Source organism: Microbulbifer mixtoriginis (SeqCode), from assembly GCF_052468275.1.
Genome location: NZ_CP174341.1, coordinates 4,750,906 through 4,776,402, shown reverse-complemented (window position 1 = coordinate 4,776,402; position 25,497 = coordinate 4,750,906). Strand labels below are relative to the sequence as shown.

The 25,497-nt window shown below is 48.4% G+C and carries 23 protein-coding genes; 9 read left to right on the top strand and 14 right to left on the bottom strand.

All coding sequences use genetic code 11. The annotated features are described in order from the left end of the window. Positions 1–221 precede the first annotated feature (221 nt). The 4 genes from ACJJIC_RS20845 (at position 222) to ACJJIC_RS20830 (ending at position 6,611) form a co-directional block, all read left to right on the top strand. Positions 222–920: a cyclic nucleotide-binding domain-containing protein gene (locus tag ACJJIC_RS20845; protein WP_252084550.1), complete on the top strand. Its 699-nt coding sequence runs from the start codon at positions 222–224 to the stop codon at positions 918–920. Between the two features lie 268 nt (positions 921–1,188). Then, entirely contained in the window at positions 1,189–2,376 is a 1,188-nt protein-coding gene (locus tag ACJJIC_RS20840; RefSeq protein ID WP_444888011.1) for an efflux RND transporter periplasmic adaptor subunit, read from the top strand. A 2-nt stretch (positions 2,377–2,378) separates the two neighbouring features. Continuing rightward, positions 2,379–5,531 carry an efflux RND transporter permease subunit gene (locus ACJJIC_RS20835; RefSeq protein WP_444883756.1) on the top strand — a complete coding sequence of 1,051 codons (3,153 nt, stop codon included), beginning with the start codon at positions 2,379–2,381 and terminating at the stop codon, positions 5,529–5,531. A gap of 114 nt (positions 5,532–5,645) precedes the next feature. Then, positions 5,646–6,611 carry a phosphoribulokinase gene (locus ACJJIC_RS20830; protein ID WP_445357778.1) on the top strand — a complete coding sequence of 322 codons (966 nt, stop codon included), beginning with the start codon at positions 5,646–5,648 and terminating at the stop codon, positions 6,609–6,611. A 70-nt stretch (positions 6,612–6,681) separates the two neighbouring features. Here the strand turns inward: ACJJIC_RS20830 and ACJJIC_RS20825 are convergent, their stop codons facing one another. Together ACJJIC_RS20825 and ACJJIC_RS20820 are read right to left on the bottom strand one after the other, a co-directional pair. Continuing rightward, on the bottom strand, positions 6,682–7,602 hold the full coding sequence (locus tag ACJJIC_RS20825) for a hypothetical protein (protein ID WP_445357777.1): 921 nt from the start codon (positions 7,600–7,602) through the stop codon (positions 6,682–6,684). 1,494 nt (positions 7,603–9,096) lie between these two features. Further along, the gene (locus ACJJIC_RS20820) at positions 9,097–9,501 is read right to left on the bottom strand and encodes a hypothetical protein (RefSeq protein ID WP_444938343.1); all 405 of its coding nucleotides are present in this window, start codon (positions 9,499–9,501) and stop codon (positions 9,097–9,099) included. A 157-nt stretch (positions 9,502–9,658) separates the two neighbouring features. Here ACJJIC_RS20820 and ACJJIC_RS20815 point away from each other — a divergent pair, with 157 nt between their 5' ends. Both ACJJIC_RS20815 and ACJJIC_RS20810 read left to right on the top strand, forming a co-directional pair. Next, positions 9,659–10,111: a methylglyoxal synthase gene (locus ACJJIC_RS20815; protein ID WP_444883759.1), complete on the top strand. Its 453-nt coding sequence runs from the start codon at positions 9,659–9,661 to the stop codon at positions 10,109–10,111. Positions 10,112–10,296: 185 nt separating this feature from the next. Further along, positions 10,297–10,719, top strand: coding sequence for an ExbD/TolR family protein (locus ACJJIC_RS20810; protein WP_252084556.1), 423 nt, complete (start codon positions 10,297–10,299; stop codon positions 10,717–10,719). Here ACJJIC_RS20810 and ACJJIC_RS20805 read toward each other — a convergent pair. Both ACJJIC_RS20805 and ACJJIC_RS20800 read right to left on the bottom strand, forming a co-directional pair. Next, on the bottom strand, positions 10,689–11,108 hold the full coding sequence (locus tag ACJJIC_RS20805; protein ID WP_444938344.1) for a tryptophan 2,3-dioxygenase family protein: 420 nt from the start codon (positions 11,106–11,108) through the stop codon (positions 10,689–10,691). The two genes, ACJJIC_RS20810 and ACJJIC_RS20805, sit on opposite strands and share 31 nt — an antisense overlap. 58 nt (positions 11,109–11,166) lie before the next feature. Beyond that, positions 11,167–11,343, bottom strand: coding sequence for a tryptophan 2,3-dioxygenase family protein (locus ACJJIC_RS20800; protein WP_444888016.1), 177 nt, complete (start codon positions 11,341–11,343; stop codon positions 11,167–11,169). Positions 11,344–11,469: 126 nt separating this feature from the next. Between ACJJIC_RS20800 and ACJJIC_RS20795 the strand changes: the two genes are divergently transcribed. From ACJJIC_RS20795 to ACJJIC_RS20785, 3 genes are all read left to right on the top strand, one after another. Further along, positions 11,470–12,717, top strand: coding sequence for a Zn-dependent hydrolase (locus ACJJIC_RS20795; protein WP_444908695.1), 1,248 nt, complete (start codon positions 11,470–11,472; stop codon positions 12,715–12,717). Positions 12,718–12,802: 85 nt separating this feature from the next. After that, the gene (locus ACJJIC_RS20790) at positions 12,803–13,723 is read left to right on the top strand and encodes a dimethylarginine dimethylaminohydrolase family protein (RefSeq protein ID WP_252084560.1); all 921 of its coding nucleotides are present in this window, start codon (positions 12,803–12,805) and stop codon (positions 13,721–13,723) included. A 376-nt stretch (positions 13,724–14,099) separates the two neighbouring features. Next, positions 14,100–14,879, top strand: coding sequence for an enoyl-CoA hydratase (locus ACJJIC_RS20785; RefSeq protein WP_252084561.1), 780 nt, complete (start codon positions 14,100–14,102; stop codon positions 14,877–14,879). Positions 14,880–14,915: 36 nt separating this feature from the next. Here the strand turns inward: ACJJIC_RS20785 and glpQ are convergent, their stop codons facing one another. The 10 genes from glpQ to ACJJIC_RS20735 all read right to left on the bottom strand — a co-directional run bounded on the left by glpQ (position 14,916) and on the right by ACJJIC_RS20735 (position 25,490). Continuing rightward, entirely contained in the window at positions 14,916–16,013 is a 1,098-nt protein-coding gene (glpQ, locus tag ACJJIC_RS20780) for a glycerophosphodiester phosphodiesterase (RefSeq protein WP_444908696.1), read from the bottom strand. 191 nt (positions 16,014–16,204) lie between these two features. After that, complete coding sequence (locus ACJJIC_RS20775) at positions 16,205–17,836, bottom strand: long-chain-fatty-acid--CoA ligase (protein WP_444908697.1); 1,632 nt, start codon at positions 17,834–17,836, stop codon at positions 16,205–16,207. A 347-nt stretch (positions 17,837–18,183) separates the two neighbouring features. Then, complete coding sequence (locus ACJJIC_RS20770) at positions 18,184–19,644, bottom strand: M48 family metalloprotease (RefSeq protein ID WP_445357776.1); 1,461 nt, start codon at positions 19,642–19,644, stop codon at positions 18,184–18,186. Positions 19,645–19,672: 28 nt separating this feature from the next. After that, positions 19,673–20,335 carry a hypothetical protein gene (locus ACJJIC_RS20765; protein ID WP_444899086.1) on the bottom strand — a complete coding sequence of 221 codons (663 nt, stop codon included), beginning with the start codon at positions 20,333–20,335 and terminating at the stop codon, positions 19,673–19,675. An 11-nt stretch (positions 20,336–20,346) separates the two neighbouring features. Further along, a complete protein-coding gene (locus ACJJIC_RS20760) occupies positions 20,347–21,015 on the bottom strand; it encodes a hypothetical protein (RefSeq protein ID WP_444908699.1) in 669 nt (222 codons plus the stop codon). Positions 21,016–21,038: 23 nt separating this feature from the next. Further along, entirely contained in the window at positions 21,039–22,043 is a 1,005-nt protein-coding gene (locus ACJJIC_RS20755; RefSeq protein WP_445357775.1) for a VWA domain-containing protein, read from the bottom strand. Then, positions 22,040–23,122, bottom strand: a complete 1,083-nt coding sequence (locus ACJJIC_RS20750) for a VWA domain-containing protein (RefSeq protein WP_445357774.1) — start codon at positions 23,120–23,122, stop codon at positions 22,040–22,042. The genes ACJJIC_RS20755 and ACJJIC_RS20750 overlap by 4 nt, the downstream gene beginning before the upstream one ends. Next, entirely contained in the window at positions 23,112–24,416 is a 1,305-nt protein-coding gene (locus ACJJIC_RS20745; protein ID WP_445357773.1) for a hypothetical protein, read from the bottom strand. The genes ACJJIC_RS20750 and ACJJIC_RS20745 overlap by 11 nt, the downstream gene beginning before the upstream one ends. A 47-nt stretch (positions 24,417–24,463) precedes the next feature. Next, positions 24,464–25,258: a MotA/TolQ/ExbB proton channel family protein gene (locus ACJJIC_RS20740; protein ID WP_252084571.1), complete on the bottom strand. Its 795-nt coding sequence runs from the start codon at positions 25,256–25,258 to the stop codon at positions 24,464–24,466. 25 nt (positions 25,259–25,283) lie between these two features. Then, the gene (locus tag ACJJIC_RS20735) at positions 25,284–25,490 is read right to left on the bottom strand and encodes a hypothetical protein (RefSeq protein ID WP_444908701.1); all 207 of its coding nucleotides are present in this window, start codon (positions 25,488–25,490) and stop codon (positions 25,284–25,286) included. Between the last annotated feature and the right edge of the window lie 7 nt (positions 25,491–25,497).

The following is a 25,497-nucleotide window of genomic DNA, read 5'->3' as shown; positions in this document are numbered from 1 at the left end:
ACTCAACACTTCGCCTAACTCTACTGCAACTGGAATGGAGTTCAAGCCTGGAGAGGTTAGAATGCCCCCCTTCGCAGGATCGCGGGTGCCGAGTGGGAAACGATTGTCATAGCCAACGATGTGTGTGGCAGATCGATATCGTTTAGAATCCAGCATCGCCAAGTGGCATCGGCCACACTTTTAGAAAAAATGGAAAAGTTTTCACTAATTTTGCGGTATCTATGGAAACCAAGCCCCTTATTGACTATCCGCGGGAAGCTGTCGATAAGCTTCTTAACGTCATTCATCTGTTTCGAGATATTCGTGCGGCCAGTGAGTGGCAGTACGATGTATTGTTAAAGCGCTCCCGACTTTTGAGTTTGGAACCTGGTGAACAGCTGCTGCGCGCCGGCGACGTGGATCAGTGGGTTTTTTTCCTTTTGCGGGGAGAACTGCAGGTTCAAGTGGAGGGCAATGGGCTTAATGGCGAGCGTCCCCTGGCGGTTATTCGCCCAGGGGAATTATTTGGCGATCTCTCTATGTTGTTGGCAGAGCCTCGTAGCGCGAATATTTTTGCTGCGCACAATAGCCGCGAGACCCAGGTGCTCGGGCTCGATTGCTCCCTGTTTGGGGATCTTGAAGATTTCACTCTGCTGCAGTTGCCAACAAAATTGACGTTTTATCGCAATATGGTGCATTCGCTGCGCTGGAAGTTGGAAGTGTATCGCTCTAAGTACCCCAGCCATCAACTGGCCGACAGCCATCGCAAATTAAAGCTTTACACCGGGCCAAAGAATAGCCGCGAAGAGTTAGTTGCCCTGGCCGAACAGGCAAGGGCTCTGGCCAGAATACTTCTCGATTGGAATGCGGAATTTGGTTCCGGTGAACTGATTGATGATGAGTCAGACATGCTGGGTTTTTTGGAATCGATGCTGTCTTAATTCTCACTAAATGATGCGGTTGGAGTGCCCTGTGAAGACAGTCTGACCGATTTCCCCTCTTTGCTCCACGCGAAGCACCTGTCCCTTCTTATACTCAATTTACTCAGACATCGACTGATGTTACCGGCCCCGCAGCCTTGTCAGCTGGTCTATTTCTCTGAAAATTCAATTTAGGAATACGACTGGGCTGTGTAAAATTTGGCCTACTCAAAACACTGCGCCAGCGTTGCTGCCGGCCGCTTTATTTGTGCCTGACAGGTTTCTATTTATGAGTGCACTGGTATCTATCTGGTCTAACCGAAATTATCGAATCGCATTACTCGTTACCCTACTGGCCCTTGCCTGGCTATTCAGTGGAGTTTTGCTACCTGAAGAGGATAGTGAGAGTGCGAATTCCGCCGAAAAAGCGGGGATTGTTCCCGAGGCGGCGATGCGGGTTCAGGCCCGGCGGATTGAGGCTCAGTCCTACGCGACACGGGTGTTGGTCAATGGGCATACCGAAGCAAATCGCAGCGTGCGCCTGAGAGCGGAACTGGATGGTGTTATAGCCCGGCTGCCAGTGCCAGAGGGAAGCCAAGTACAACAGGGTGAGGTGATCTGTGAAATCGAAGCGGAGGACCGTCTGGAAAAACTGGCCCTGGCCGAAGCCGCGCTCAATAAAGCGCGTCTGGATTATGCTGGCGCTGAGCGGCTAAAAAAGAAAGGCTTGCAGTCCGATACGGCCATGGCTCAGCAGAATGTTGCTCTGGCGCAAGCGCAGGCGGATTTCACCTCGGCCAAGGTGATGGTGGATAACTTGAAAATCCGCGCGCCTTTTGCCGGCGTGGTCAATAAGCGCGCAGTAGAGCTGGGTGATTTTATTCGCCGGGGAGAAGAATGTGCGACCCTGCTGGATTTGGATCCAATTCTGGTAGTTGGTGAGGTCTCCGAGAATCAAGTGGGCAATTTAGTGCCCGAGGGCCCGGCCAGTGCAGAATTACAACGTGGTATTCCGGTTCAGGGTAAATTGCGTTACATCAGCCAGCAGGCTCAAGAGATCACCCGCGCTTACCGTGTCGAGGTGGCAGTGAATAATCCCGGCAACTTGCTGCGCGGTGGTTTAAGTGGTCGCTTGGCTCTGCCCACCGGTGAAATACTGGCACACCATATTAACTCCTCACTACTGACTCTGGATGACAGCGGCACACTGGGTGTGCGGGTGCTCAATGAAAACAATCGGGTCGATTTTATCAATGTCACTTTGGTGGGTGATGGAGACGGGGGTGTTTGGGTCAGTGGCCTGCCGGACCCGGTTACTCTGATCACCGTCGGTCAGGAATATGTGAGCCAGGGCGATATTGTCAAGGTGGAAATGTCTCCACCAGAACCTGCACTCAGTGTGCAATCCCAGCCTGTGGATATCACCCCTGAGCCGGTTTCAGTGCCCAGTGCACAGGATGATCAGGAAGGTAACTAGCGATGAAATTATTGGAGAATGCGATTGCGCGCAATCGCAGTGCCATTTGCCTGATGTTGCTGATTGTCTTAGTGGGGCTTGTGGCCCGCGGTGCTATGACAATTGAATCTAGCCCTGAAGTGAATCCGCCATTTGTTATGGTGCAGGTTACCCATGAGGGGATTTCTCCCGAGGATGGCGTGCGCCTTTTGGTGCGCCCTTTGGAGCAGGAAATCCGTGCGGTCGAGGGAGTTGTCGAGGTGATTGCAGTCGCCCGTGAGTCCCTGGCCTATATCGTGGTGGAATTTGACTCCGCAATTGATGTGGATGATGCGGTGGATGATATACGCAACGCGGTGGAGAGGGCCCGTGCAGAGCTGCCAAGGGATGCGGAAGAACCCACCGTTGAGGAGGCATCGGCGCAACCTTTTCCCACCATTGTGGTTACCCTCTCTGGGGAAAAAGTTAGTGAGCGGGTACTGCTCAGTAGTGCCCAGTTACTTAAGCGCAAAATAGAAAATATCAGCGATGTATTGAGCGCAGATCTACACGGCAATCGCGAAGAGGTAGTCGAGGCAACTATTGATCCGGTGCGCCTTGAGCACTATCAGGTGACCAGTGCAGAGCTGATTAACGCAGTGCTGGGCAATAACTTGCTGATTCCCGCAGGAGAATTGGATACGGATCGCGGGCGCTTTTCTGTCAAAGTTCCCGGCCTGATTGAGAGTGCACAGGATGTTTATGAGATCCCGTTAAAGAATTCGGCAGATGGCGTCGTTACCCTGGGTGATGTGACCGATATTCGCCGCACCTTCAAGGATGCTGTGAGTTTTACCAGCATCAACGGTCGCCCCGGTCTCGCTATTAATGTCGAGAAACGCAATGACGCCAGCTCCGTAAATGTGGCAGATCGGGTCAGATCGGTTGTGCAAGAGGAGCTGGGAGCTTTACCCCAAGGCGTAAAAGTGGAGTTTGTTTTTGACCAGTCCAACTTTGCGCGGGATATGGTCAGTGAAATGCAGGGCAATATTCTTACCGCAATGCTGCTGGTAATGATTATTGTGGTGGCTGCCCTGGGTTTCCGCTCAGGCATTCTGGTTGGATTGGGGGTGCCATTCTCGCTGCTGTTCGGTTCTATCGTCACCTGGTATCTGGGGTACTCCTTTAATTTTATGGTGATGTTCGGCATGTTACTGGCCCTCGGTATGCTGATTGATGGTTCCATCGTGATTACCGAATTTGCCGATCGAAAAATGGCTGAGGGTTTGAGTGCTCGTAACGCTTATATCGCATCGGTCAGTCGTATGTTTTGGCCGGTTGTCGCCTCAACGGCAACAACGCTCGCCGCTTTTCTTCCGATAATGCTGTGGCCGGGAGTGGTCGGCGAGTTTATGCGCTACCTGCCGGTGACTGTCTTTGCGGTATTAGCGGGATCACTGCTCTATGCACTGTTTTTTGCTCCGGTGCTGGGTGCTTTATTTGGCAAAAGTAATTTAACAGCTTCAACGCGTAGTTACTTAAAGCAGTTAGAGGAGGGGCAGCCCACGCTCCTACCGGGAATTACCGGTTACTATGCCCGCCTCTTGGCTTTTGTCTTGCGTCGCCCAGGGATGGCCTTTACCACCACAATTGTTCTCTTGGTCTGCATATTTATTGCTTTTGGCCGCTTTGGTGCCGGGGTTGAATTTTTCACCGAGACCGAAGAGCAGTACGGCAATGTTGAGATTAGAGCGCAGGGCAATCTCTCCATGGCGGAGAAGAAAGTGCTGGTCGCCCAAGTGGAAAAAGCGGTCCTGAGTATTCCAGAAGTACGTATAGCGCACACGACAATCGGTTCCGGTGGAATTTCCGGTAACTCCGATCGTGCCCCGGACCAGATTGCCAATATGTTGGTGGAGCTGCTGCCGGCTGAGGAGCGCGAGCGGCGCAGCCGGGAAGTTTTCGAAGATATTCGTGCACGCACAGCAAATTTTGCAGGGATCAAGGTTACGGCTAACGTAATGGAAGGCGGCCCGCCAGTTGGCAAAGATATTGTGTTAGAGCTACGCGGGCAGAACTATGAAAAATTATTGGCCGAGACTTGGCGACTACACCGGGCAATGGAAGATGATTTCGGTGGTTTACGAGATATTGTCAATACTGCACCACTCCCAGGGATTCAGTGGGAGGTGCGGGTGGATCGTGCCAAGGCCTCCTTGTATGGAGCTGATCTGACTGAAGTAGGACGAGCGGTTCAGCTGGTAACCAACGGTGTGCGAGTGGCTGAATACCGTCCCGATGATACTGATGAAGAGGTGGATATTCGTATTCGTTACCCGCAAAGTGCTCGCGGTATAGCCGCTCTTGATCAACTCAAGGTCAACACTCCGCGCGGTACAGTGCCTATCAGCAGCTTTGTACATACAGTGGCCATGCCGAAAGTAGACAAAATTGAAAGGATCGACGGCATTACCCGCATGCAAGTAAAAGCTGACGCTCAGGAGGGTGTGTTGCCAGACGATAAGGTCAAAGAAATCCGGGCTTGGCTTGAGCAGAATCCGGTAGATCCAAGCGTGGAGTTATTATTTCGCGGTGCGGATGAAGAGCAGAGTGAGTCCTTTCAGTTTCTAGGGGTGGCTTTTCTACTTTCACTGTTTTTGATGTTTATCCTGTTAGTAACCCAATTCAACAGTTTTTATCAGTCATTGCTGATCTTGTCTTCGGTGATTATGTCGACGATTGGTGTGATGTTGGGTTTATTGCTTAGCCAGAGCACCTTCAGTGTCATCATGACTGGAGTAGGGATTGTTGCCCTCGCGGGGATTGTGGTTAACAACAATATTGTTTTGATCGATACCTATAACTTTGTACGTAAAAGTGAGCCTGACCTTAGCCCCGCAGAGGCTGCCCTCAAAGCTTCCACGCAGAGGTTACGCCCGGTATTTCTCACTACTGCGACGACGATTTTAGGTTTGTTGCCGCTAGCCCTAGGTGTGAGTGTCGACATGGTAGGACGAAATGTTGTGGTCGACGGTGTAATCGCATCATTCTGGGTCAAACTGGCCAGTGCTATCGTCTATGGATTGTCCTTCTCCACACTCCTGACGTTACTGGTGACCCCGGTTCTTTTGGTTTTGCCTGGGCATTTGCGCAGCAAACTCTCTTGGAGAAAGTTAGCAGGTCCTCGATTGAGCTAGCAAATTCAGTATTAAATTATTCTTGTGATCACTTTTTGCGGGGGCCATAGCCCCCGTTTCTTTATGGTGAATAAGAGGCTTGATTAAAAATTGGAGCAGAATCTGGAGGGAAGGTTGGGAAACAAGTTAGAGACTGGAATATGTCGCTGGCCGGAGGAAATTATCAAACTTAGCCGTGAATTAGCAGGGACAAGTCTACGGCAAGTGATTGGTAGTTTTATCCAGAAGCACCAACTGCCAGCAGATTTTTCTCATGAGATAGAGGCCTATTACTTGCCATTGGCTTTATGGCTCATGAAAAGACACAAGGAAGGGCAGACCCTGGTTGTGGGGATTAGTGGTGGGCAGGGCACTGGCAAGTCAACGTTATCAGACTTTATTTGCCTGATACTGGCGAAACAGGGGTTCAACTGCTGCACTTTTTCTTTGGATGACATTTACCTGACTCATTCCCAGCGGCTGCAGCTCTCCGAAGAGGTTCACCCGCTCTTGCGCACCCGAGGAGTACCGGGCACTCACGATGTTCAATTGGGGTTAGATACTCTGGATGCTCTTTGCAGTGCTGGAGATCAGTCACAAGTTTATCTGCCGCGTTTTGATAAATCCAAAGATGACAGGGTGCCCAGTAACCTTTGGCCTGTGCATAGTGGCAAGGTGGATATTGTATTGCTTGAGGGATGGTGTCTCGGCGCTAAGTCATCGATAACACCAATTCAGCCTATTAATTCATTGGAGAGGTTAGAGGACACTTCCGGCAGCTGGAGACGTTTTATTAATCAGCAACTGGCAGGGATCTATCGCGAACTATTTCAGCGCGTGGATATCATGGTGATGCTGTGTGCTCCTGGAATGGAGTCAATTTTTGAGTGGCGCAAACTACAGGAACAAAAGTTACATAAACGTACAGGGGCGGGGATGGAGGAGTCTGAGCTGGACCGCTTTATTGAGCACTATGAACGGATAACACGAAATCTGTTAATTGATATGCCTAACTGGGCCGATTGCATTTTGTATTTGGGGAAGGATCACCACATACGCGCGGTCAGTATTGGTGTTCAAATCGGTGAGTACAAAGGATAGCCCCCGGGCTTGCCGGGGGCGGTTCAGCGGGCGCTGTTGTTCCCGCTGAACAAGCTAAGTGAGTTACTTATTACTTAGCCTTGGGCGGACGACCACGGCCGCGCTTTACAGGAGCAGCTTCAGTTGCAGCTGGGGCTGCGGCTTCGACTTTTTTGGGGCGCCCTGGCTTTTTCTTGGCTGCTTCGCTTTTAGCCGGGCGACCGGGCTTCTTTTTCGCAGTTTCTGCCTTTGGCGGGCGGCCGCGACCGCGTTTTACAGGAGCAGCTTCAGTTGCTGCGGCTTCTGTTTCTGCTTTCTTTGGACGGCCAGGCTTTTTCTTGGCAGCTTCGGTTTTGGCTGGACGACCGGGCTTTTTAGCTTCTTCGGTTTTCTTTGGGCGCCCCGGCTTTTTCTTGGGCTCTTCAGTAGTGGCTGCAGCCTTAGGAGGACGGCCTGGCTTCTTCTTAGCTGAGTCAGCTTTGGCTGGGCGACCGGGCTTTTTCTTTACCGCAGCAGCTTTTTTCTTCTCTGCAGTGGCAGCTTTCTTGGCAGCAGCTGCAGCTTTTTTGGCTTCTGCTGTAGCTTGCTTCTTCTCTTCGGTTGCCAGCTTCTTGGCGATAGCGGCTTCCTCTTTAGCGACGACTTTGGCTACTTTAGCTGCAAGCTTGTTTGCAGCTTTAATGCCGGCCAGCTCTTCTTTTGCTTCTGCAGCGGCAGTTTTGGCCTCTGCAGCGGCAGTTTTGGCTGCAGCAGCAGCATCACGCGCTTTTTTCAGCTGGTTTTGCTGGGCCGGGGTTTTCTTCTTAGCGCGGACAGCGGCAACTTTTTCTTGAGTCGCTTTAGCTTTTTCTGCGGTTTTCTTGGCACTGTTTGCCAACTTTTCTACTTTAGCGGTCAGGTCCTTCTCTTGTTTGAGACGGGCACTTTCCAGTTTTGCGGTAAGGGAGCGAAGCTCCGCTTCCAGCTGTGTAACATCGCTAGTGGCGACTGCGGATACTTTTTTTGTAGCCATTTAAATTTCCCTGCAAATGTATTGTTTTGTTAAATGGGGGCATTCCTATCAATTATTCTCAGCCATCTTCCCAGTGAAATGCACTGTCGAAGACGTCTGTTTTCGGCAGAAAACAATTGATAGTGAGTCCCCCCAAGTGAGCGGCGCTAATTGCAGCTTATTTGTATACCTAAATGCAAGTGTTTTATATGGAATTTTGCTATTTCATGTAAAAAAAATCGTTTTTTTTTATATATTTTCAATTTGAGGACCTAAAAAGAGAGTCGTAGTAGGTATTTGCGCAGTAAAGAAGACTTTTGTTTTACTCTCGTTGCATAAACTGAAAGGTGTAATTGCAAGTGAATAGTTGAGTAATTTCCTATGGTTTATTGATGACTCTCGTTTTTGTACAAGAGATTAAACTGGAGAGCACTTACAGTTCCGATTTAGCGCAAACCCAGGTAGTGGGGTTAGTGTGTTGAGCAAGTAAAGAGTTAACAAAACTTAACGGACTGTTATCGACAAATGCTTAAGCTCGGAGCCTGCGACTATGAATCATTGCAGTCTTTATCAGATGTAACCCTACCGCGCTGAGTTAATGTGGCTGAATACTGTTTTCACTATAGTGAAAGTGACTCTAACCATGCCTTAAAAGCTCTGGCTTCTTAAGTGGAGTAAAAGTAGTGGCTGGCTCTGGAGAAATGCCCACTCTTTTCATGGGCTTCTAGTCTGGATGCACTGTCTAACAGAAGAACTTCGAAAGCCGTGGATATTACTATCCTGCACCTGCGAGAGGTTAGTGATGTACAACGCCTTCAAGGTTCAGCTGAGCCGTCGCGGATCAGTAAGGCACTTCTTATACGTGTACATGTAGGCTTTGATTAATTAGATAGCCTCTTTATTTATGGGGATATTACTCTGTTTAGGTGAGTTAAGAGAAAAGCTCGGTGGTTAAGCTGGATATTGGCCAAGAATTTTCCCATTGATGCCAACAGCCGATCTGAATTCTGGTTGAGTTTTGAGTGTTTGTGGCTATCTTGAAATAGTCGTAGGAACTAATCGCTTTGTTGCAGACTAACTCAACTGGTCTGTTAACTAAGTATCAAAAAGTTAGTGGGTATTTGCTGAGTGTTAAAACGCTCAAGAACATTCACTTGGGTAACTGGGATAATGAAGGCTTTAAAGTAAATTCTTTGTTATCTAGTGACAGGTTGAGTCTTTTGTAGAGTCATCACTTCCTGGAGCTAAAAGTATGCTTCCTAAGTAGGCATTGCTATGAATAGCCTTAGGGGGCTCAGTTTAATGCTGGGCAGAGAATTCTAGGTTAACAAGATATTCCCTTGCAGTGGTTTCTGATAGTGATGGCGATTGCGGTGAATTAGCTGAAAGTTTTCAAGCTATCTTAATAGCGCTTGGAGATGGATTCTTCTTTATAAAGAGTTGATAACTTAAGCAGAGACTTTGGTGATAGAGGAAGGAATTGCGGCTCTATCACCGTGTCTTGGTATCTAAAGGTTACAGTGGCCCGTAGGGAAGGTAGCGGTTATTGGAGTGTTGACGAATCCAGAGAAGTTGTTCTTTTTGTAATGGTGCTTTGCGTTGGCGCAGCTCTTTGGCCAGGGGAATGACAGCAGACTCTGCCCCGGCATCCCAGCCGGTCAGTTCCATTTCTGCAAGGGTGAAGAAGCGTATGAGTTGCCATAACTGCTCGTTGTCCCAGTGTTGGCTCTCTTCTAACCATTGCTGTGACGGCAGGCGAATCAGCTTTGAGGCCTTTAAGTCATCTTTATTTAGATTTGCGCTTAGGCTGTTTTCAGAGGCGGCAACACTGATAAGCCTCTGCAATTGATCCCGGTCGAATTCCCACTGGTTTTCTTCTTGCCGGCCACTCACCTGTGGCTCCCAGGCTCCTACACTCATATTCTCTCCTTACTTAGGTACGAGGTTTTCACCATTATACCGAGGTGAACCTACTTCTGTGGGGAGCAATTCCTTAATACTTCGTGGGGTGGAGTAGAGGGAACAACTTCCGTGTGATTGAGATAATATAGAAGAGTTACTTTTTATTGAGGTCCTTATGGAATTTATCTCTAAGGCGTTACCCGCGAGTAAACGGATCGCCCTGGTCGCCCACGACAACCGCAAGGGGACCTTGATACAGTGGTGTCTTCGTCACCGTTATCTTCTGGAGAAGCACAGTCTTCTGGCTACGGGCACAACTGGCGGTAAGATAGAGGAAGCTACCGGTCTCAAAGTAGAGAAGCTATTGAGCGGTCCCCTAGGGGGGGATCAGCAACTTGGAGCCCGAATCAGTGAAGGCAAGGTAGACTTGCTAGTCTTTTTCTGGGACCCCTTTGAGCCTATGCCTCACGATCCAGATGTCAAAGCACTGTTACGTATTGCTGCTGCTTGGAATATACCCGTGGCCTGCAATTCGAGTAGTGCAGACATGATTGTTCAGTCGACCCTAATGGAGCGTGAGTTTGACCGGGAGGTACCGGATTACCAGCGTTATCTGCAGCAGCGATAGTCGGATCTTTCGATCAAAAAATGATCTGATTATTCAGTTGGCTTTCTTAACTTATTGATTTTTAAGGGTTATTTCTATTGGTTATAGGTTGTACTTGCAATGCCTGGCGATTCGCGGCAATCTTGCCCACCAGATGAGACCGGTTAAACCGGCACCCTTGGTATTTGATAACAGCACGGTGTTTTATGAGTAGACGACGCGGAAAGGCCGTAGAAGAAGAGAAGGCGGATATCGACCTAACGCCCATGCTGGACGTAGTGTTCATCATGTTGATCTTCTTTATCGTAACGGCGTCCTTTGTAAAAGAGAAAGCGTTGGACGTAAATGTGCCTGATCCGAACCAGACCCAGGACAACCCGCCTGATTCAGATAAGCAAAACATCCTGCTGGTTGTGAACGCCAACGATGAGATCAGTCTTGCTGGTAGCCGTATTGATAGTCGCGCTGTTCGTGCCCGTATCGCGCAGCTGTATGCCGAGAACCCTCAAGCTATTGTGATTGTACGTGCGCATAACAAGTCGAGTGCGGATACTTATGTACAGATCGCGGATGCTGCTAAGGAAGTGAATCCGGCTATTCAAGTTTCCCTGGTGCCTTTCGAGAAGTAAACCAGAGAGAAGCGAGCGAGCCTTCGCATTGCATAAAAAAAGCCAGCAATATGCTGGCTTTTTTTATGCCTGCTGCTAATTACTGAGACCCCGCAACGGGAGCCTTCAATAGCGCAGGAAAGGCAAACGGTAAAAATTGCTTTTTGCCCGCTCATGGCCGATCCGCCAGTGCCTGCTTTGCTTCCATCCTTCGCTCTACCATTATTGTTGTAAAGAACAGTCGATATCGAGCAGCCCTCACAGATCTCATTCAGCAGGGGATCATTGTGATAGATACCAATCAGAACCTTTATCTCGCAGAACTGAAATGACTGAAAGCCGCTAGCGGTTGAGAGCCGGTCCCTGAAGGATAAGAATTCCAGTAGTGTCAGCGTTTCAAGAATATCCACTTATTGAATCAGCGTGCGGTAAATTTTACCCACTCGCTTAAGGGGATGTAAGGCGCGGTCAACTGAAGAGCCATACCAGGAAGCTCTGTTCATGTAACATCTGCTTAAACCAGAGCTCGAAGCTCTGGTGTTTCACAATAAACAGAGGTTCATCGTGCTTAGAGCCATCTGATAGGGGCTTCTGGCACCCTAGCAGCTCGTCTATTTTCAAGTATGAGCTATAAGTGAGAGTCATTTGGTAAATTCTGGTCGAGTTTTGATCAACGGCGAAATAATGCTCTCTTTAATCTGTAAGGATCAAAACATAACTTTTGCCAAAGTGATTAATATGATCCTCAATATCAGGCCCGGAGCTTTTTGAATGGAAAACCCCGCACAACAATTGCGTATTGATGGCACACGTCTCTGGCAAAGTCTTATGCAAATGGCTGAAATTGGTGCAACTCCTGCTGGGGGTTGTAACCGGCAGGCTCTGACTGATGAGGATCGTAAAGGGCGCGACCTGTTTGTACGCTGGTGCCGGGAAATCGGTTGTGAAATTCGCGTGGATCGCATGGGGAATATCTTTGCTCGCCGTTCCGGTACCGACAATGACCTCCCCGCAGTGATTACAGGATCGCATCTGGATACCCAGCCCACTGGCGGCAAGTTTGATGGAGTTTACGGTGTGCTGGCCGGCCTCGAAGTATTGCGCACCCTTGAGGAGGGTAGGGTTCGAACCAAGGCACCCCTGGAAGTGGTGGTGTGGACTAACGAAGAAGGGGCTCGCTTTTCACCAGCCATGGTCGGATCCGGTGTTTGGGCGGGGGAGTTTAGCCTCGATTATGGCCACAGCCGCATGGATAAATCTGGCATAACCATTGGCCAGGAGCTGGAGCGTATTGGGTATTTAGGTCCTGAACCGGTCCAGCCGGCACCTATCAAAGCGGCCTTTGAGGCGCATATTGAGCAGGGACCTATTCTGGAAAAACAGGATCAAGTGATTGGAGTCGTTACCGGGGTGCAGGGAATCCGCTGGTACGATGTGACCTTCTTTGGTACCCCCTGTCATGCAGGGCCCACCCCAATGGAGGATCGTCGCGACCCTGTCCAGGCCATGGCGTGGCTGTGCGAGAAACTATATGGGGAAGTGAAGGCTTACTCCGAGGATGCCCGGATTACCTGTGGCGACTTGCGTGCAGAACCGGGTAGCCGCAATACCGTACCGGAAAAAGTAGTGCTCGCATTGGATTTACGCCACCCAACACCGGAGGGGCTGGAGCATTTACACCGCACTCTCTACCGGGTAGCCGAGCAGGCGCAAGAGGCCAGCGGTGTTGTCATCGATGTACGCGAAGAGTGGTTCTCACCACCGGTGGCTTTTGATAAAGACTGTATTGAGGCGGTTGACAGTGCGGTACAAAACCTGGGTTATAGCAATCGTAAGATGGTTTCTGGAGCTGGGCACGACTCGGTCTATATCTCGCGGGTTGCACCCGTGTCTATGATTTTCGTTCCCTGTGCCGGGGGGCTTTCACACAATGAAGCAGAGTCGGCTGAGCCAGGCCACTTGGAAGCGGGCTGTAATGTTTTGTTGCACGCCATGTTAAATAGCGCCGAAGCGGGCTGATTATCCTTACTAGCCAATATGCAATAAGAACGCCTGGTAAGCCTAAAAGGTTGGCTGGGTTCCTATCAATAGATTTAGGTTGATCATGAGTGAATTTACCTTGAAGTACCGCAAGGATAACGGTGGTACAGCTCCACTGACTAACTGGGGAATGGACTCGGAGTACGGCGTATTGCGCGATGTACTCATCGGGCCGGTGGATAACTTCAGCTGGCGAACGGGAAATGCCAGTGCACGCCGAGCTGAACGCTTAGGCATGCAGTTCGATCACAAAGTGGCTGAGATGCAGCATAAAGAAATGCTGGATGCCTATCGCCATGCGGGAGTGACTACCCATTTGATTCCGGCAGACAGCAGCTTGCCCTATCAGATCTACGGACGTGATTCTTCGGTAATGACGCCCTGGGGACCTATTGTTACGCAAATGTTTAGCCCTTGGCGCCGGGGGGAGTGGGCCCCTATCGTTAAGAAGTATGCGGAACTGGATATCCCCATTTATGATGTCATCACCGCCGGCTCTCTGGAAGGTGGTGACTTTATGGTGCTTGAGCCGGGAGTGATTCTGTGCGGTTATTCTGGTGAGCGCACCAGTCCTCAGGGCTTTGCGCAGATGAAGAGCTGGGTAGAGAAGGAGGGTTGGGAGGTAAAGGGCTACCAGTTTGACCCCTTCTTCCTGCATATCGATGTTATGGTGGCAATGCTGGCGGAAAAGCTTGCGGCCATCTGTGTTGATGCCGTCGAGCCGGAGCTGGTGCAGTGGTTTAAGAGTCGCAATATAGAGATTATCGATATTCCTTTCCCGCAAGTACTTGAACTGGGAGTTAATGTGGTGGCCCTGGGGAATGACCGAGTGATGCTACCCAAAGCCAATACTGGCCTCGCGGAGAAGTGTCGGGCTCATGGTCTTGAGGTAATTGATCCGGATATCTCCATGATTACTCCCGGAGGTGGTGGTGTTCACTGTATGTGCCAGCCTCTGCGTAGAGAGTCCGCGCTAAAGCCCTAACAAGTGCCCTGAAAGAATAGCTCGGTGATCTATGAGCCACCGGGTTATTCCCGTCAACGAATGTGGTTGGTTATGAACTCGCCTCTGGGCTTATAGTCGTTAATATTAATCGCCTGTCAAAGGCGGCTCGCGGCTATACACCCGGTTATCAAGCCTTTTGTGCTAACTAATAAGATAAAAGTGGTTTCCCTTGGGAAAGGCATAGAAATTTCGCGCTAATCAACGGAAATCTGTTTATTTGTGGTTGCACACTTAGGCCAAGATCCTATTAGTATTCCGGAAGCACTATCAGAAGCTCTGCGTTTACTCACAGCTCTGTTTTTTTGGCCGCTGCGGCTGTCTATCAGTCTTAAATGATTCGAACCCGGAGAACATTATGCAAAGCGCATGTGCGGAAATTCAGGCCCAGGTAAACGAGCGTATCCTGGAAATAACCATCAATCGCCCTGAGCGCAAAAATGCACTGACTATGGCTATGTATACTGCCATGGCAGAGTTGCTCAATAGTGCAGTCAATAATAGTGAAATCCGCGTAGTTATTCTCACTGGTGCCGAGGGCATTTTTACCAGTGGCAACGATTTGACAGATTTTCTCGGTGGCTCTGCAGAGGGTGAGGAGTCTCCGGTATTCCAGTTTATGAGCGCACTTTACAACTTTCCCAAGCCAGTGGTTGCAGCAGTGAATGGCCCTGCAGTGGGTATCGGTACCACTATGCTGTTGCACTGTGATCTGTCATTTGCCGGACATGATGCCCTGTTCCAAATGCCGTTTGTCAACCTGGGGTTATGCCCTGAGTATGGTTCCAGTTACTTATTGCCTCGTATTGCCGGCCACGCAAAAGCATCGGAATTATTGCTATTGGGCAAAAAGTTTAGTGCTCAGGAAGCTGTGGAGATCGGTATCTGTAATGCGGCGGTGGAGCCGGAGCAGGCGATTGTTCGGGCCCGAGAGGTGGCCGCTGAGCTAGCGGCGAAGGCACCGGCTGCCGTGCGGCTTTCCAAGCAGTTATTGCGTCGCGCAACCCAGGAAAAGGGTTTGGAGATTATTCAGGAGGAGGGTCGCCATTTCCAGGACCGCCTCACTTCTGAGGAGTTTAAAGAGGCGGCTACTGCCTTTATGGAGAAGCGCCCTGCAGATTTCTCAAAGTTTGATTAAAAAAGTGGCCGCTGATGCGGCTACTTTTTTGTTTGCTTAATATCTGCGTTTTCTATGGTGAGGGCGGGAAAGGTAATTGACAGCTTGATCGGGCTGGTCAGTAAAAATTCCATCGACGCGCAGTTGGTAGGTGGCAAAGTGGAGGAATTGGTTAAAACTATCGAATTCCTCTGGAAGCTTCTCCGGGTCGGCGCGAAAAGTATAGGGGTGAACTTGGAGATCCCTGCGATGGGCACGGCGGACGATATTATTGGCCCTTGGCTTACCATCCTCAACTTCTATTAACATGGGGTACCAAGGGCCGATGCCATCGGCATAGCTGGTGATTTTGCGCATGCCGCCAGGCTCCAGCATCCAATCGTAATCATAATTTTGAATTATGCCATCAATCTCAATCAGTTTTTCCCCCCAGCTGGTTGCAGCAATAAGCTGAACGAGGGAAAGATCCATCCCCATGGCGGGCATTAGTTCAAACTTGATACGTTGTAACTCTTCTGCATCGAAGCACTGTAAAAAAACTTTTTGTTGTTTGTCGCTATAGCCGTATTCCTTAAGTTTTTGCAAAGCGATTGTGGCGATATCTTTTCCTTCCCAGTGGTGGAAGTATGGTTTTTTTATTTCTGGATAAATACCAATTTTATATCCAAGGGATTTATTTAAACCCTGGATGAGTTCTATTTCTTCTTCGAAAGTGGATAGTTGAAAACTGGATTTCCATAGGGGGAAGCGATGCGGATATTTTGCCTGAGGCCCATCCTCGCCTATTGAGAAAGCTTCGCTAACACGGAGCTTTTTTAATTCTTCCAGCGTGAAATCGATAGTGTAGTAATGCCCATCTTCACGAGCTCGTCCAGGAAATATCTCTGCAACATTGGTGGTGCTATCGAGGTAGATATCATGCATCACGATCAGGTGATTATCTTTGCTAAGAACCAGATCCTGCTCAATATAATCTGGTCGCATAGCATAGGCCATGGCCTTTGCTTCGAGAGTGTGCTCTGGTAAGTAAGCAGAGGCACCACGATGAGCGATAACCAAGGGGGATTCGGCTCCAGCGGTACTGTTTTCAGCACAGGTGATATTTGCACTGGCAGAGCCAATGAGTAATAAGGTAGACAGAATTCTTTTGAACATTTGCAAGAGATCCCAAATAAGTGTGGGAAGCTTTCTAGCAAAAGAATATGACAGAGATATATCAATGCTAAAGTGGTTAAATATAGTGTGAACCATAGGGCATTTAGATTTGCTCAACGGTTTCAAGTGGCAAACCGGGCTTATTGCCCGGTTGAACTGGTTGCTAAGATGCTTGCCTTTCTGATGGCAATTTATACTGATACTTCTTGAGGCCAGAGGTGTTGTGCAAATTGCTGCCGCAAGTCTTTCTTGCTAATTTTTCCCGTAGCGGTATGGGGGATTTCTGAGGTGATAATACAGTCATCAGGAATCCACCATTTTGCGAAGCGCCCGTGAAAAGCGGCGAGAATCTGCTTGGCTTCGAGCTTTCCGTCGGTCTCTGGCACCACGATCAATAGTGGCCGTTCGGCCCATTTTTCATGAGCGACACCTATAACTGCTGCCTCGGCAACTCCATCAAGGGTTATAGCGAAATTTTCAAGCTCAATGGAAGATATCCATTCTCCCCCAGATTTAATCACATCCTTGGTTCGGTCGGTGATGGTCAGATAGCCTAAAGAGTCTATAGTGGCCACATCGCCGGTATCAAACCATCCGTCCACCGTGAGCGCAGACTCTTCGGCTTTATAGTAGCGTTCGCAAACCCAAGGGCCTCTTACCTGTAGTGTGCCAAAAGCAATACCATCGTGAGGAAGGGGGCTGCCGAGAGGGTCTACAATTCGCATTTCTACTCCAAACCCCGCACGGCCCTGCTTCAGGCGCAGGGCCTTGGCTTCATTCTTAGGTAAATATTCATCTATGCGGGCATTGTAGGTACCAAGTGGGCTCATCTCTGTCATACCCCAGGCATGATGGGTATAGACACCATGCTTTTCTTCAAACTCTTCCATGATACTCCAAGGGCAGGCAGAGCCGCCGACGACCACACGGTTCAAGCTAGAGACCTTTTCTCCACTTTCACGCAAATATTTGAGAAGTGCTAGCCAAACGGTGGGCACGCCAGCGGCGATGGTGACTGACTCTTGTTGTATAAGTCTACTAAGCGTTTCACCACAACCCATTTTAGGGCCTGGTAAAACTAACTTAGCGCCAACAGCAGGTGCCGCGTAGGGAATGGACCAAGCATTAACATGAAACATGGGCACTACGGGAAGGATGGCTTCATCGCGGCGTATGGCGAAGACATCGGGCATTAGTACCCCGTAGGTGTGCAGTGTCATTGCTCGGTGAGAGTAGAGGACTCCCTTAGGGTTCCCTGTGGTGCCGGAGGTATAACATAGAGCGGCGGCACTTTGCTCATTCAGTTCCGGCCAGTGGAAATCGCCAGAATGATTATCGAGAAGCTCTTCATAGCAGTAGTAATTATGTAGAGTGCTTTGGGGCATATGAGCCCTGTCGGTTAAAACGATGAAACCCTCTACGCTGTTGAGTCTATCAACCATTTTTTCAATAAGCGGAACAAACATTGGGTCGATAAACAGCCAGCGATCTTCGGCATGCTCGACAATATAATGAATTTGTTCAGGAAATAAGCGTGGATTGATGGTATGGCAAACAAATCCGCTACAGGAAGTCGCATAGTAGAGTTCAAAATGACGATGGTCATTCCAGGCCAGAGTGCCGATACGATCTCCATTGTTAGCTCCAAGTCTGGCTAGGGCCTGGGCAAGTTGGGCAGAGCGTTTAAAGGCCTCTTTGTAGGTGTAGCGAAACTGAGGATTATCCTTAGTAATGGAGACAATTTCACTATTGGGTGAATTACTCAAGGCGTGCTGCATGATACCGGTTAGGGTAAGTTGTGACTGCATCATCATGCCGTTCATTTAAAGCTCCTATTATTATGGTTTTTAGCACTTGATCTATATAGAGTTGTGCGGATCGATATTTATGCCTTGCTATGAATGAAGAATAAAAAGAATACATAGTGCTGTGCATAAGTTGTGAATATGTTTCTATGCACTTAATTAAAGTATCCATACACCACTGATGTTACTGGCATAGAGTGTTCTTCAATTGTGAGTAAGGTAGACCAGTGGGTCTCTATGGAGAATGAAAAATTCTGCACGTATAGTGAATTCCGTAAGTTATTATTTAATTTTCCATACGGTATTTCTCAGGTATACAGAATATTGCTACAAATGCCAAGAATAATTCAAAGGTGGTAGCTTTTTTACTGGATTATTTTGATCCATTCACCGGGCTCTGGTTCGCCCCGAGGATAATAACCATTGAGAAGTCGCAGCTGTTCCTCAGCATATTCACCAATTTCCATGTGTCGTGCCAGGGAGGAAAAGGTAGTTTTTTCTGTGGCTTTTACGTAGCGCAGTCGTCTTATATCCTTCTCTACAATATCGGTTTCCCGCAAGGGTCTGAAACTGCGAATACTGGTTAAAAATAGTGTGTCATAATGTTCAAGATCATCCTTTTTCTGCGATGATGCATTGGCCACTTTACCTTCCAGCATAAATTGACGGCTGCCATAGTAGATAATTGCAACTCGATCTAGATCAATATTATTCTTTTCAAGTGGTGGGACTTTACCTGTGTGTCCCTCTAGTCGGTATTGATTTAGTTTTTCATCTTGTTCCAGCTTGCGTAAATCGTACTGCTCACGCAAGGCCATATCTGCGGGTTGATTCCCCTCACGCTTAGCGACCTTAATCGTAATTGTTGCTGATTGGTCAGGAGCTGTGCCTACGATGGAGGAGCGTTGATTGGCTACTGTCCAACCATCAGGAAACAGCAGTGAGAAGCCTAAACGTTTATGATTAAAACGATTTTTATTGGATTGCCTGGCATTATCACCGTAAACAAGACCATCAGTTTTTTCACGGTAATAGGCTACTTTAACATCCTTGCTCTCTTCAGGTAGGGTACCTGCGGCCTTGACTACTTCCTGTAGACGAATATCGTTGCGTGGGTGAGTAGAAAAAACGCCATGATATGTCTGCGGTTTTTTACCCTCCACACGCGCCCGTCTGCGGGCGAAGATTTCCTGATCTTTTAGTATGCCAATTACATTGAGCATTGCGGTGGGATCATAACCGGCTTTGAACATATACTGCGCACCAAAGCGGTCTGCCTCCAACTCCATTTCCCTCCCATAACCTTTCACCGCAGCAGTACTCCAGAGATTTGCTGCATCACCAACAACGCGGCTGCCTGTTACCAATACAGATAATACTGATGCGGCACTGGCACCAGTGGCAGCAGTTTTTTGACGAACGGCATGGCGTGCAGTGATATGGCCGATCTCATGGGCGAGCACAGCTGCCATTTCTGCTTCGGAGTGAAGGTAAGTCAGCAGGCCGCGATTGATATATACATAGCCTCCAGGTAGGGCAAAAGCGTTGATATCCTGGCTATCGATAATCGTGAAGTGATACTTGATGTCGGGCCTATCGCTGGCTGCCGCTACTTTTTGCCCTACGTGGTCAACATAGGCGGTGAGTACTGGATCCTGGTAGATAGGGGTGCTTTCGATCAGCTTTTCATGCATTTCTTTGCCGATAGAAATCTCTTTATCCTCGGACATCAAGACCAGATCGGGTCGGTTGGTGGCCGGGTTGAAAGCACATGCAGTACATACAAGGACCAATAAAAAGATGTACCACCGAAAGAAATTTTGCATTAACCCTGCCTCCCTACTTATTTATTGTTTAAGAACTGGTGCCTGCTGCGGGTACCAAAAATTGCTGTAGTTGCACGGCCATCCCTTTGCAAGCATTGTTTTGTACCCGTGCGATCAGGGGGATTGGTATTACGATGGCGGGCATATAAGATGTGCCTTTGGCATCTGCGCTCAGTTTTCCGGACAGCTCTCGATCGCGAAAATCCCATACTGATGCTTCATAATCAGATTCCTTATCCCAGGTACCGAAACCGAAACAACCAGCTCCGCCAGTACTGATCGTGCAGCTTATAGAGCCGGCACTGGCAGTGGTTTCTGTGGAGCCGTCTATCCAGACGATGTATTTCACCCCATAAGACTCCATTCGTTCACGGACCTCTTTGTTTTCCATAAGGCGATCGAGTGAACGCACATGCATGGGGGCGGTTCTTGGCTCGAACCAGGGATACATAAGATCAACAAACTCTTTTTCGGGAATAATATTAACCCCCATCTCAGGGTTGTGTAATTCTCTACCGACACAGTCGATAAGATTGGGTTCCGTTTCGTAATCACTGGAATGGCGACGCCCTAATATCACCACGGAATCCCCAGCCGCAAGTTCACCATCGCTACGTCTGTATTCATCAATAACTACAGTGGTGCATCCGCTAAGGATGAGCAGGGATATAACAATTAATGGCTTGAACACGATGAAACCCTCTATTCAGCCTGTGGGGACTTTACTTTAAATTCCTGTAATGATGCAGATCTAATCCTGCCAGAGAGAAATGCCTGTAGCTCGGGAACCTTTTCGAAACCTGTATATAAGGTTGCACCTGCATCGCGAAGAGCAATATTGATTGCCTGGGTTAAGGCCTGCTCTTGGGACTGTAAAAAGGCGGTTGGTGTTTTACCGTAAGCAGTTATCACCCAGTTGGCAACTTGGTTTCCCTGGGAGTCATAGGCGTTCATATCATATTTGATCCACACCTCAAAAATATTGACTCTTGTTTCTCTGGGCATGGTGAACTGAAGTTCACGGACTTCCGGAACTATAACAAGCTCAACATTAGCGGGGACATCCTTAGGGTATTCAGAAAGTGAGATAGTATTGACAAACATAGAGCGGAGAACTGTTTCAAATAGATTTCCCTGTGCTCTGCCAGTATTTATTTTCCATTCCTCTCGGTCCTCACTATCCTCCTGATAGGTATAATTTTTGAAATCCTCGCTCAGATAGATACCCACTGAGAGTGGAAATTGATGACCTACAGGGGCGGGATAGTTTCCTTCAACCTGAACCGTATGGGAGCAGGCCGTAACCATTAGAGAGAGAAAAACCACAATCGCCAGATGAAATGTGGGTGTCTCCTTTATACTGTGCTTCATGCATGACTCCTGATAACAATCAGCTAGCGAAAATCATTAAGTCCAACAAAAGTGCCACCATTACGATAGGTTAGTTCTCTCATCAGCGCGGCAAAACGTAATCCGGTAGTTTGCAAATGCGGAGGCCTGGAAAACTGTATTGGGAACCCTACTGCGTGGATGCGAATATTGCGTTTTCCCTCTCCATGTTGGGCATTGACTCGATCCACAGCCAACATGACATTGCGAATTGATTTCCCTGTAAATTCATCACCTAATACATAGATGCTAATTTTTTTACTGGGATCGTAGAAACTACGCACGGCTTTTTGTATGCCCTCTACAGGACTAGAGTTACTGAAAGGGTTCCATGTTTTTAATCGTTGGAGGATCGCCTGGCGACGTCCAGGGGTATCGGGGATCCACTTGTTGCGGTAATTGAAAAACATGTAATCCCCCATGTCATTCATTACCTGAATACCTTTGACGTTGGGATACAGGTCTAAAGTATTGACCATTTCCGCCATCATGCGGTCCCAACCATAGTTAAACATACTGCCGGAGGTGTCGATAATGAAAAGAATGTATTCACTGTCGACTGGTATACCACCTATGACATTATTTTTACGCTGGTAGTTTTCGCCGAGTAGGCGACGCATTTCTTCGGTCATCGTCTGAAGAGCGATAGTCAATTTACCCTTCAACTTGCCTTCCTGGCTTTGTCCTTCCGTTTTACTGGCGTAGACGGCCTGCAGAGCTTGAAGTTCTCCACGTAGATTGGCAATGCGCTTGCGCTCAATGTCAATCTGCTCGCGCTTGGCGTTGAGGTCCCGGTTGAGGACGGTGGTTTCACCACGAATTTCTGCGATTTGTTCTTGAAGCTCTATAACCTGAGCCTCCAGATCTATCTCCGCTTCTTCCAATACAATGGGCTCGGCTGTTTTGGCAATCATTAACAGCAATACAATAGCGCCAAATCCACAGCAAATGACATCGAGAAAGGAGATGCTGAATTCTTCTTGGCGTTTTTTCTTTGAAGAACCAATCATGGCCAATCCCTTGATGGGGCGAGAAAAGATCCTTGAGTTTGCATAGCCAGTTTCCAGTATTCACTGGCCGCGAAAGGGTCGCCTTCCATTGGAGTGAGAATGATATTGATCGGAACATTCTTGGGAAGCACTTTCACCGCACGTTTGAATAAATTACGGCGTTCCCTACCTGAGATAGTGGCACTTCTGGGTGGCTTCATACCTTGTGTAGGCAGGCCATCGGTGATCAAAATAATGTTATCGGGTAAAGGTGTCATGGCGTGAATGGCATTGAATACCCTTTCTAAACTAGTGCCATTTTCTGGCACGATTTCATCCAATTGTTTGATTGCTTTATCCAACTGGTCACGATCATCTACATTGAGCCAGCGATCTTCCGTCCCGGTGATTGCGGCGCGAAAAGATGTATTGAAAGTATAGATCTGGTACTGACTGTCTGGTGGTAACTGGGCGGTGAGCCAGGAAACGGTATTTATGGCCCGACGCCATTTTTCTGTCTGACGTTTAACCCTTGATGACATATTGCGGGCGCGAATAACTTTGATAAGTTCATCACCGAGCATTGAAGCAGAGGCATCAAGTAAAATCAGGATACGATTACCACCAAGTCGAAGCCCTGTAAGATACTGACGGTCACCATCTCCACTATATTTGCGCACATTGTTACCGAGCTTCTTATTTTCTTCCTCTAAGTCCTTTTTGGCCTGTTCTAATTTTTTGAGTTTGTCTTGTAATCTTTTTATGTCTTCCTTTTCATCAATACTGTCCACTTCGGCAATATTGCCTTTTACCTCCTCTATTTGTTCGAGTATACGATGTGCAAGTCCTTGTGCCTCTGCTAGTTCATCGCTGACGATATCCAAGGTGTTGCGCGCCAAGACAAGGTGCTCCTCCCCAATTTCAACTTCTTCTTGTAGCAGGTTGACTTCAGCGCTCAAGTCCTCAGTTTCTACTTCGATTTCGTGATCGGAGCCATGCTTAATAATTAGAAAAATCAGTGCAACCGCACCAAATCCACAGGACATGATGTCTAGAAAGGATAAGCTGAAGGTAGAAAAGCGACGCTGTTTACGTCTCATAGCGTTCCACACTGATTGCAGTTATGACGTCATGGCGATCCGCAATTCCGATCTTATCTCCGGCGTTTAGGTTAACCGGTGCTGCAATTTCCTCACCGTTAAGCATCAGACGAATTCCCGCATCTACTCTTAACGCAAGACGCCCCGAATGGTTGGTAACCGTTGCTGCTGGGTGCTCAGGAGGGGTGGGAGTAACCTGAAATTTATCTTCGTGCCAGAAAACAAATAGTGGCTGTTGTGCGGCAAGGGCGCGATGGCCATATAAAAGATGTGTGGCTACGGCTTCTGAAGGTGCTTCTAAATGCAGGCTGATCTCACTTTCTGGGGCGGCTCTGACACTGCTCACTAATCGCAAAGCAGAGTCAGGACTGCGCAACTCTTTCCAGCGATTCTTAATAGATTGGGCAGTGCTGTCCCTGGATAGAAGGTGCATACGCTGGGCTATCTGCAGACCACCGGGAATTTCTGCCCAGCGATGGGATATAAAGCTCACACTGCCACTATCTGCAAGGTTTTCAATCATTGCCCGAACACGGGAAAGAATAGGAGCTGTAGCGTCCTGAAGTTGGCGCAAAGATATTTTTGCCGTACGATCATCTAACTCTGCAAGAACTTCCCCCTGACTCATTGCGCGGCTGACCCACTGGGGCATCAAATCATAGAGTTGCTGTTCGGATTCTGCAGAGTGCAGTGGATCAAAACGGCACTGCATAACGAAAGCATCCGTGAAAACTCTTGCCCAGGCCTCTTGAAAATGACATAGGCCTGCATCTGCAACACTCTCCGATGATTTTACGGTGGCTTGGTTATCCACCGAAATACGGGAAACGAGAGTTTGATGTAGTTGCAGTTCTACATGCATTTGCAATCCAGCGGGGGCCAAGTCACCAATAGCAGCACTGGCAGAGTCAACCAGGCCAACCACATTCATATTGCTTTCTTTAATAATCCCGAGTAACAGCGCTAATTGCTCGCGAGTAAAATTGCCTGGTACTGCTAGCACCAGTTCTTCGGGAAGATCACAGTGTTCGGATATTTCTTGTAAGTGGCAGTAGGCAAGATCGGCATGGTGGCGGCAGCGCTGGTTGGTTGACTTTAAAGATTCTAAACTCAGCCTTCGCCAAAACTGGTTGTTGACTTGGGTGGGGTGACTGCGGGCACGCATTTGCGCTGCGGTGCCTATGTGAATACGTCCCGGTTCAATTACCGCAATACCGGGGCTTTCCAGAACTTCCGTGGTATCGATAAAAACTCTTAAACCACAGTCATTGATTTCAAGGACACCTTGTCCCATGGAGTATTCCTCGCGGCGAATATCCGAGATGATAATTTTGAGTTCGGCTAGCTGATTTTGAGAAATCTCAGCAGGCGGTTATCGCAATAGTTCTGAGTATCCAAGACCAGTCTCTCTTGCATAAGCTGTAACTGATGGGTAAAAAACATAATGACAATGCTGATCACCAGGGCAATAAAAGTTGAGTTGAAGGCGACCCCAAGGCTTACGGTAACCCCGGCAATATCACCCTCTACTGCTTTATGGGCTTGAGAAAGTGCCTCGCCGATGCCGCGCACGGTTCCGATAAACCCGATCGAGGGAATTGCCCAAGTGATATAGCGCACCATTGCTAATTCCGAGTCGAGCCGATCGCCCTCTGTTTCGCATACTTCTTTTACCGAATTGGAAACTGCAGCCACATTTTTGGTAGAGCCGAATCTTTGTAGCGCGGTGAGCAGTGCTCTTGGCACGAGATAACTGCGCTCCTCTTCGGGTAGTGCTTGTATGGGACGGGACAGGTCGCGGGTGTCTTCGGGTAAGATAGGTGTGCCTTCGCTGATATTAAGAAGGGCTTTATCGAGCAGTTTGCGCTCGCGTATGCTGCGGTGTGCCTTTAGGCCCATGATTGCCATGGCCCACAGCATCAGTACAAAGCAAGCTTCCTGCTCGTAGTCTTTCATCACAATATAAATGGAACGTTGCTGAACATAGGTTTCTCCTGCTGCCTCCCGTGCAAGCTGTTCTTCTATCAAGGCATCTGCGTTAGGGCGAATGATGGCAACATAAATGGCGTGAACCAGGATAATAGATCCCAGCAGAGCAAATATCTGGAACACAAAGTCTGAGGATTTGAATTTCATGGTGGTGCCCTTGGCGGCTTCTCTTTTAAATATCCACAGGATAGGAAACAGATAAATCTTCAGAAATTTCTTCTGAAGACTTGTAATCATCTGAACGATTGCCCCTGCGTTTGTTTTTTTCTGTTTTCTCCTTGTTCGCCTGAGCAACGGTCATCTCATTGGTATCTTCTTTCTCCTGGGCAAATAAGTAAGAGGGTAAAAGAATGATGAGTATTAAAATGATCCTGAACATCTTCACT

Excerpts from the sequence above, each read along its gene's own strand:
- ACJJIC_RS20845 (WP_252084550.1), top strand. The coding sequence starts at position 222 with ATGGAAACCAAGCCCCTTATTGACTATCCGCGGGAAGCTGTCGATAAG.
- ACJJIC_RS20840 (WP_444888011.1), top strand. The coding sequence starts at position 1,189 with ATGAGTGCACTGGTATCTATCTGGTCTAACCGAAATTATCGAATCGCA.
- ACJJIC_RS20835 (WP_444883756.1), top strand. The coding sequence starts at position 2,379 with ATGAAATTATTGGAGAATGCGATTGCGCGCAATCGCAGTGCCATTTGC.
- ACJJIC_RS20825 (WP_445357777.1), bottom strand. The coding sequence starts at position 7,602 with ATGGCTACAAAAAAAGTATCCGCAGTCGCCACTAGCGATGTTACACAG.
- ACJJIC_RS20820 (WP_444938343.1), bottom strand. The coding sequence starts at position 9,501 with ATGAGTGTAGGAGCCTGGGAGCCACAGGTGAGTGGCCGGCAAGAAGAA.
- ACJJIC_RS20815 (WP_444883759.1), top strand. The coding sequence starts at position 9,659 with ATGGAATTTATCTCTAAGGCGTTACCCGCGAGTAAACGGATCGCCCTG.
- ACJJIC_RS20810 (WP_252084556.1), top strand. The coding sequence starts at position 10,297 with ATGAGTAGACGACGCGGAAAGGCCGTAGAAGAAGAGAAGGCGGATATC.
- ACJJIC_RS20800 (WP_444888016.1), bottom strand. The coding sequence starts at position 11,343 with ATGACTCTCACTTATAGCTCATACTTGAAAATAGACGAGCTGCTAGGG.
- ACJJIC_RS20795 (WP_444908695.1), top strand. The coding sequence starts at position 11,470 with ATGGAAAACCCCGCACAACAATTGCGTATTGATGGCACACGTCTCTGG.
- ACJJIC_RS20790 (WP_252084560.1), top strand. The coding sequence starts at position 12,803 with ATGAGTGAATTTACCTTGAAGTACCGCAAGGATAACGGTGGTACAGCT.
- ACJJIC_RS20785 (WP_252084561.1), top strand. The coding sequence starts at position 14,100 with ATGCAAAGCGCATGTGCGGAAATTCAGGCCCAGGTAAACGAGCGTATC.
- glpQ (WP_444908696.1), bottom strand. The coding sequence starts at position 16,013 with ATGTTCAAAAGAATTCTGTCTACCTTATTACTCATTGGCTCTGCCAGT.
- ACJJIC_RS20775 (WP_444908697.1), bottom strand. The coding sequence starts at position 17,836 with ATGAACGGCATGATGATGCAGTCACAACTTACCCTAACCGGTATCATG.
- ACJJIC_RS20770 (WP_445357776.1), bottom strand. The coding sequence starts at position 19,644 with ATGCAAAATTTCTTTCGGTGGTACATCTTTTTATTGGTCCTTGTATGT.
- ACJJIC_RS20760 (WP_444908699.1), bottom strand. The coding sequence starts at position 21,015 with ATGAAGCACAGTATAAAGGAGACACCCACATTTCATCTGGCGATTGTG.
- ACJJIC_RS20755 (WP_445357775.1), bottom strand. The coding sequence starts at position 22,043 with ATGATTGGTTCTTCAAAGAAAAAACGCCAAGAAGAATTCAGCATCTCC.
- ACJJIC_RS20750 (WP_445357774.1), bottom strand. The coding sequence starts at position 23,122 with ATGAGACGTAAACAGCGTCGCTTTTCTACCTTCAGCTTATCCTTTCTA.
- ACJJIC_RS20745 (WP_445357773.1), bottom strand. The coding sequence starts at position 24,416 with ATGGGACAAGGTGTCCTTGAAATCAATGACTGTGGTTTAAGAGTTTTT.
- ACJJIC_RS20740 (WP_252084571.1), bottom strand. The coding sequence starts at position 25,258 with ATGAAATTCAAATCCTCAGACTTTGTGTTCCAGATATTTGCTCTGCTG.
- ACJJIC_RS20735 (WP_444908701.1), bottom strand. The coding sequence starts at position 25,490 with ATGTTCAGGATCATTTTAATACTCATCATTCTTTTACCCTCTTACTTA.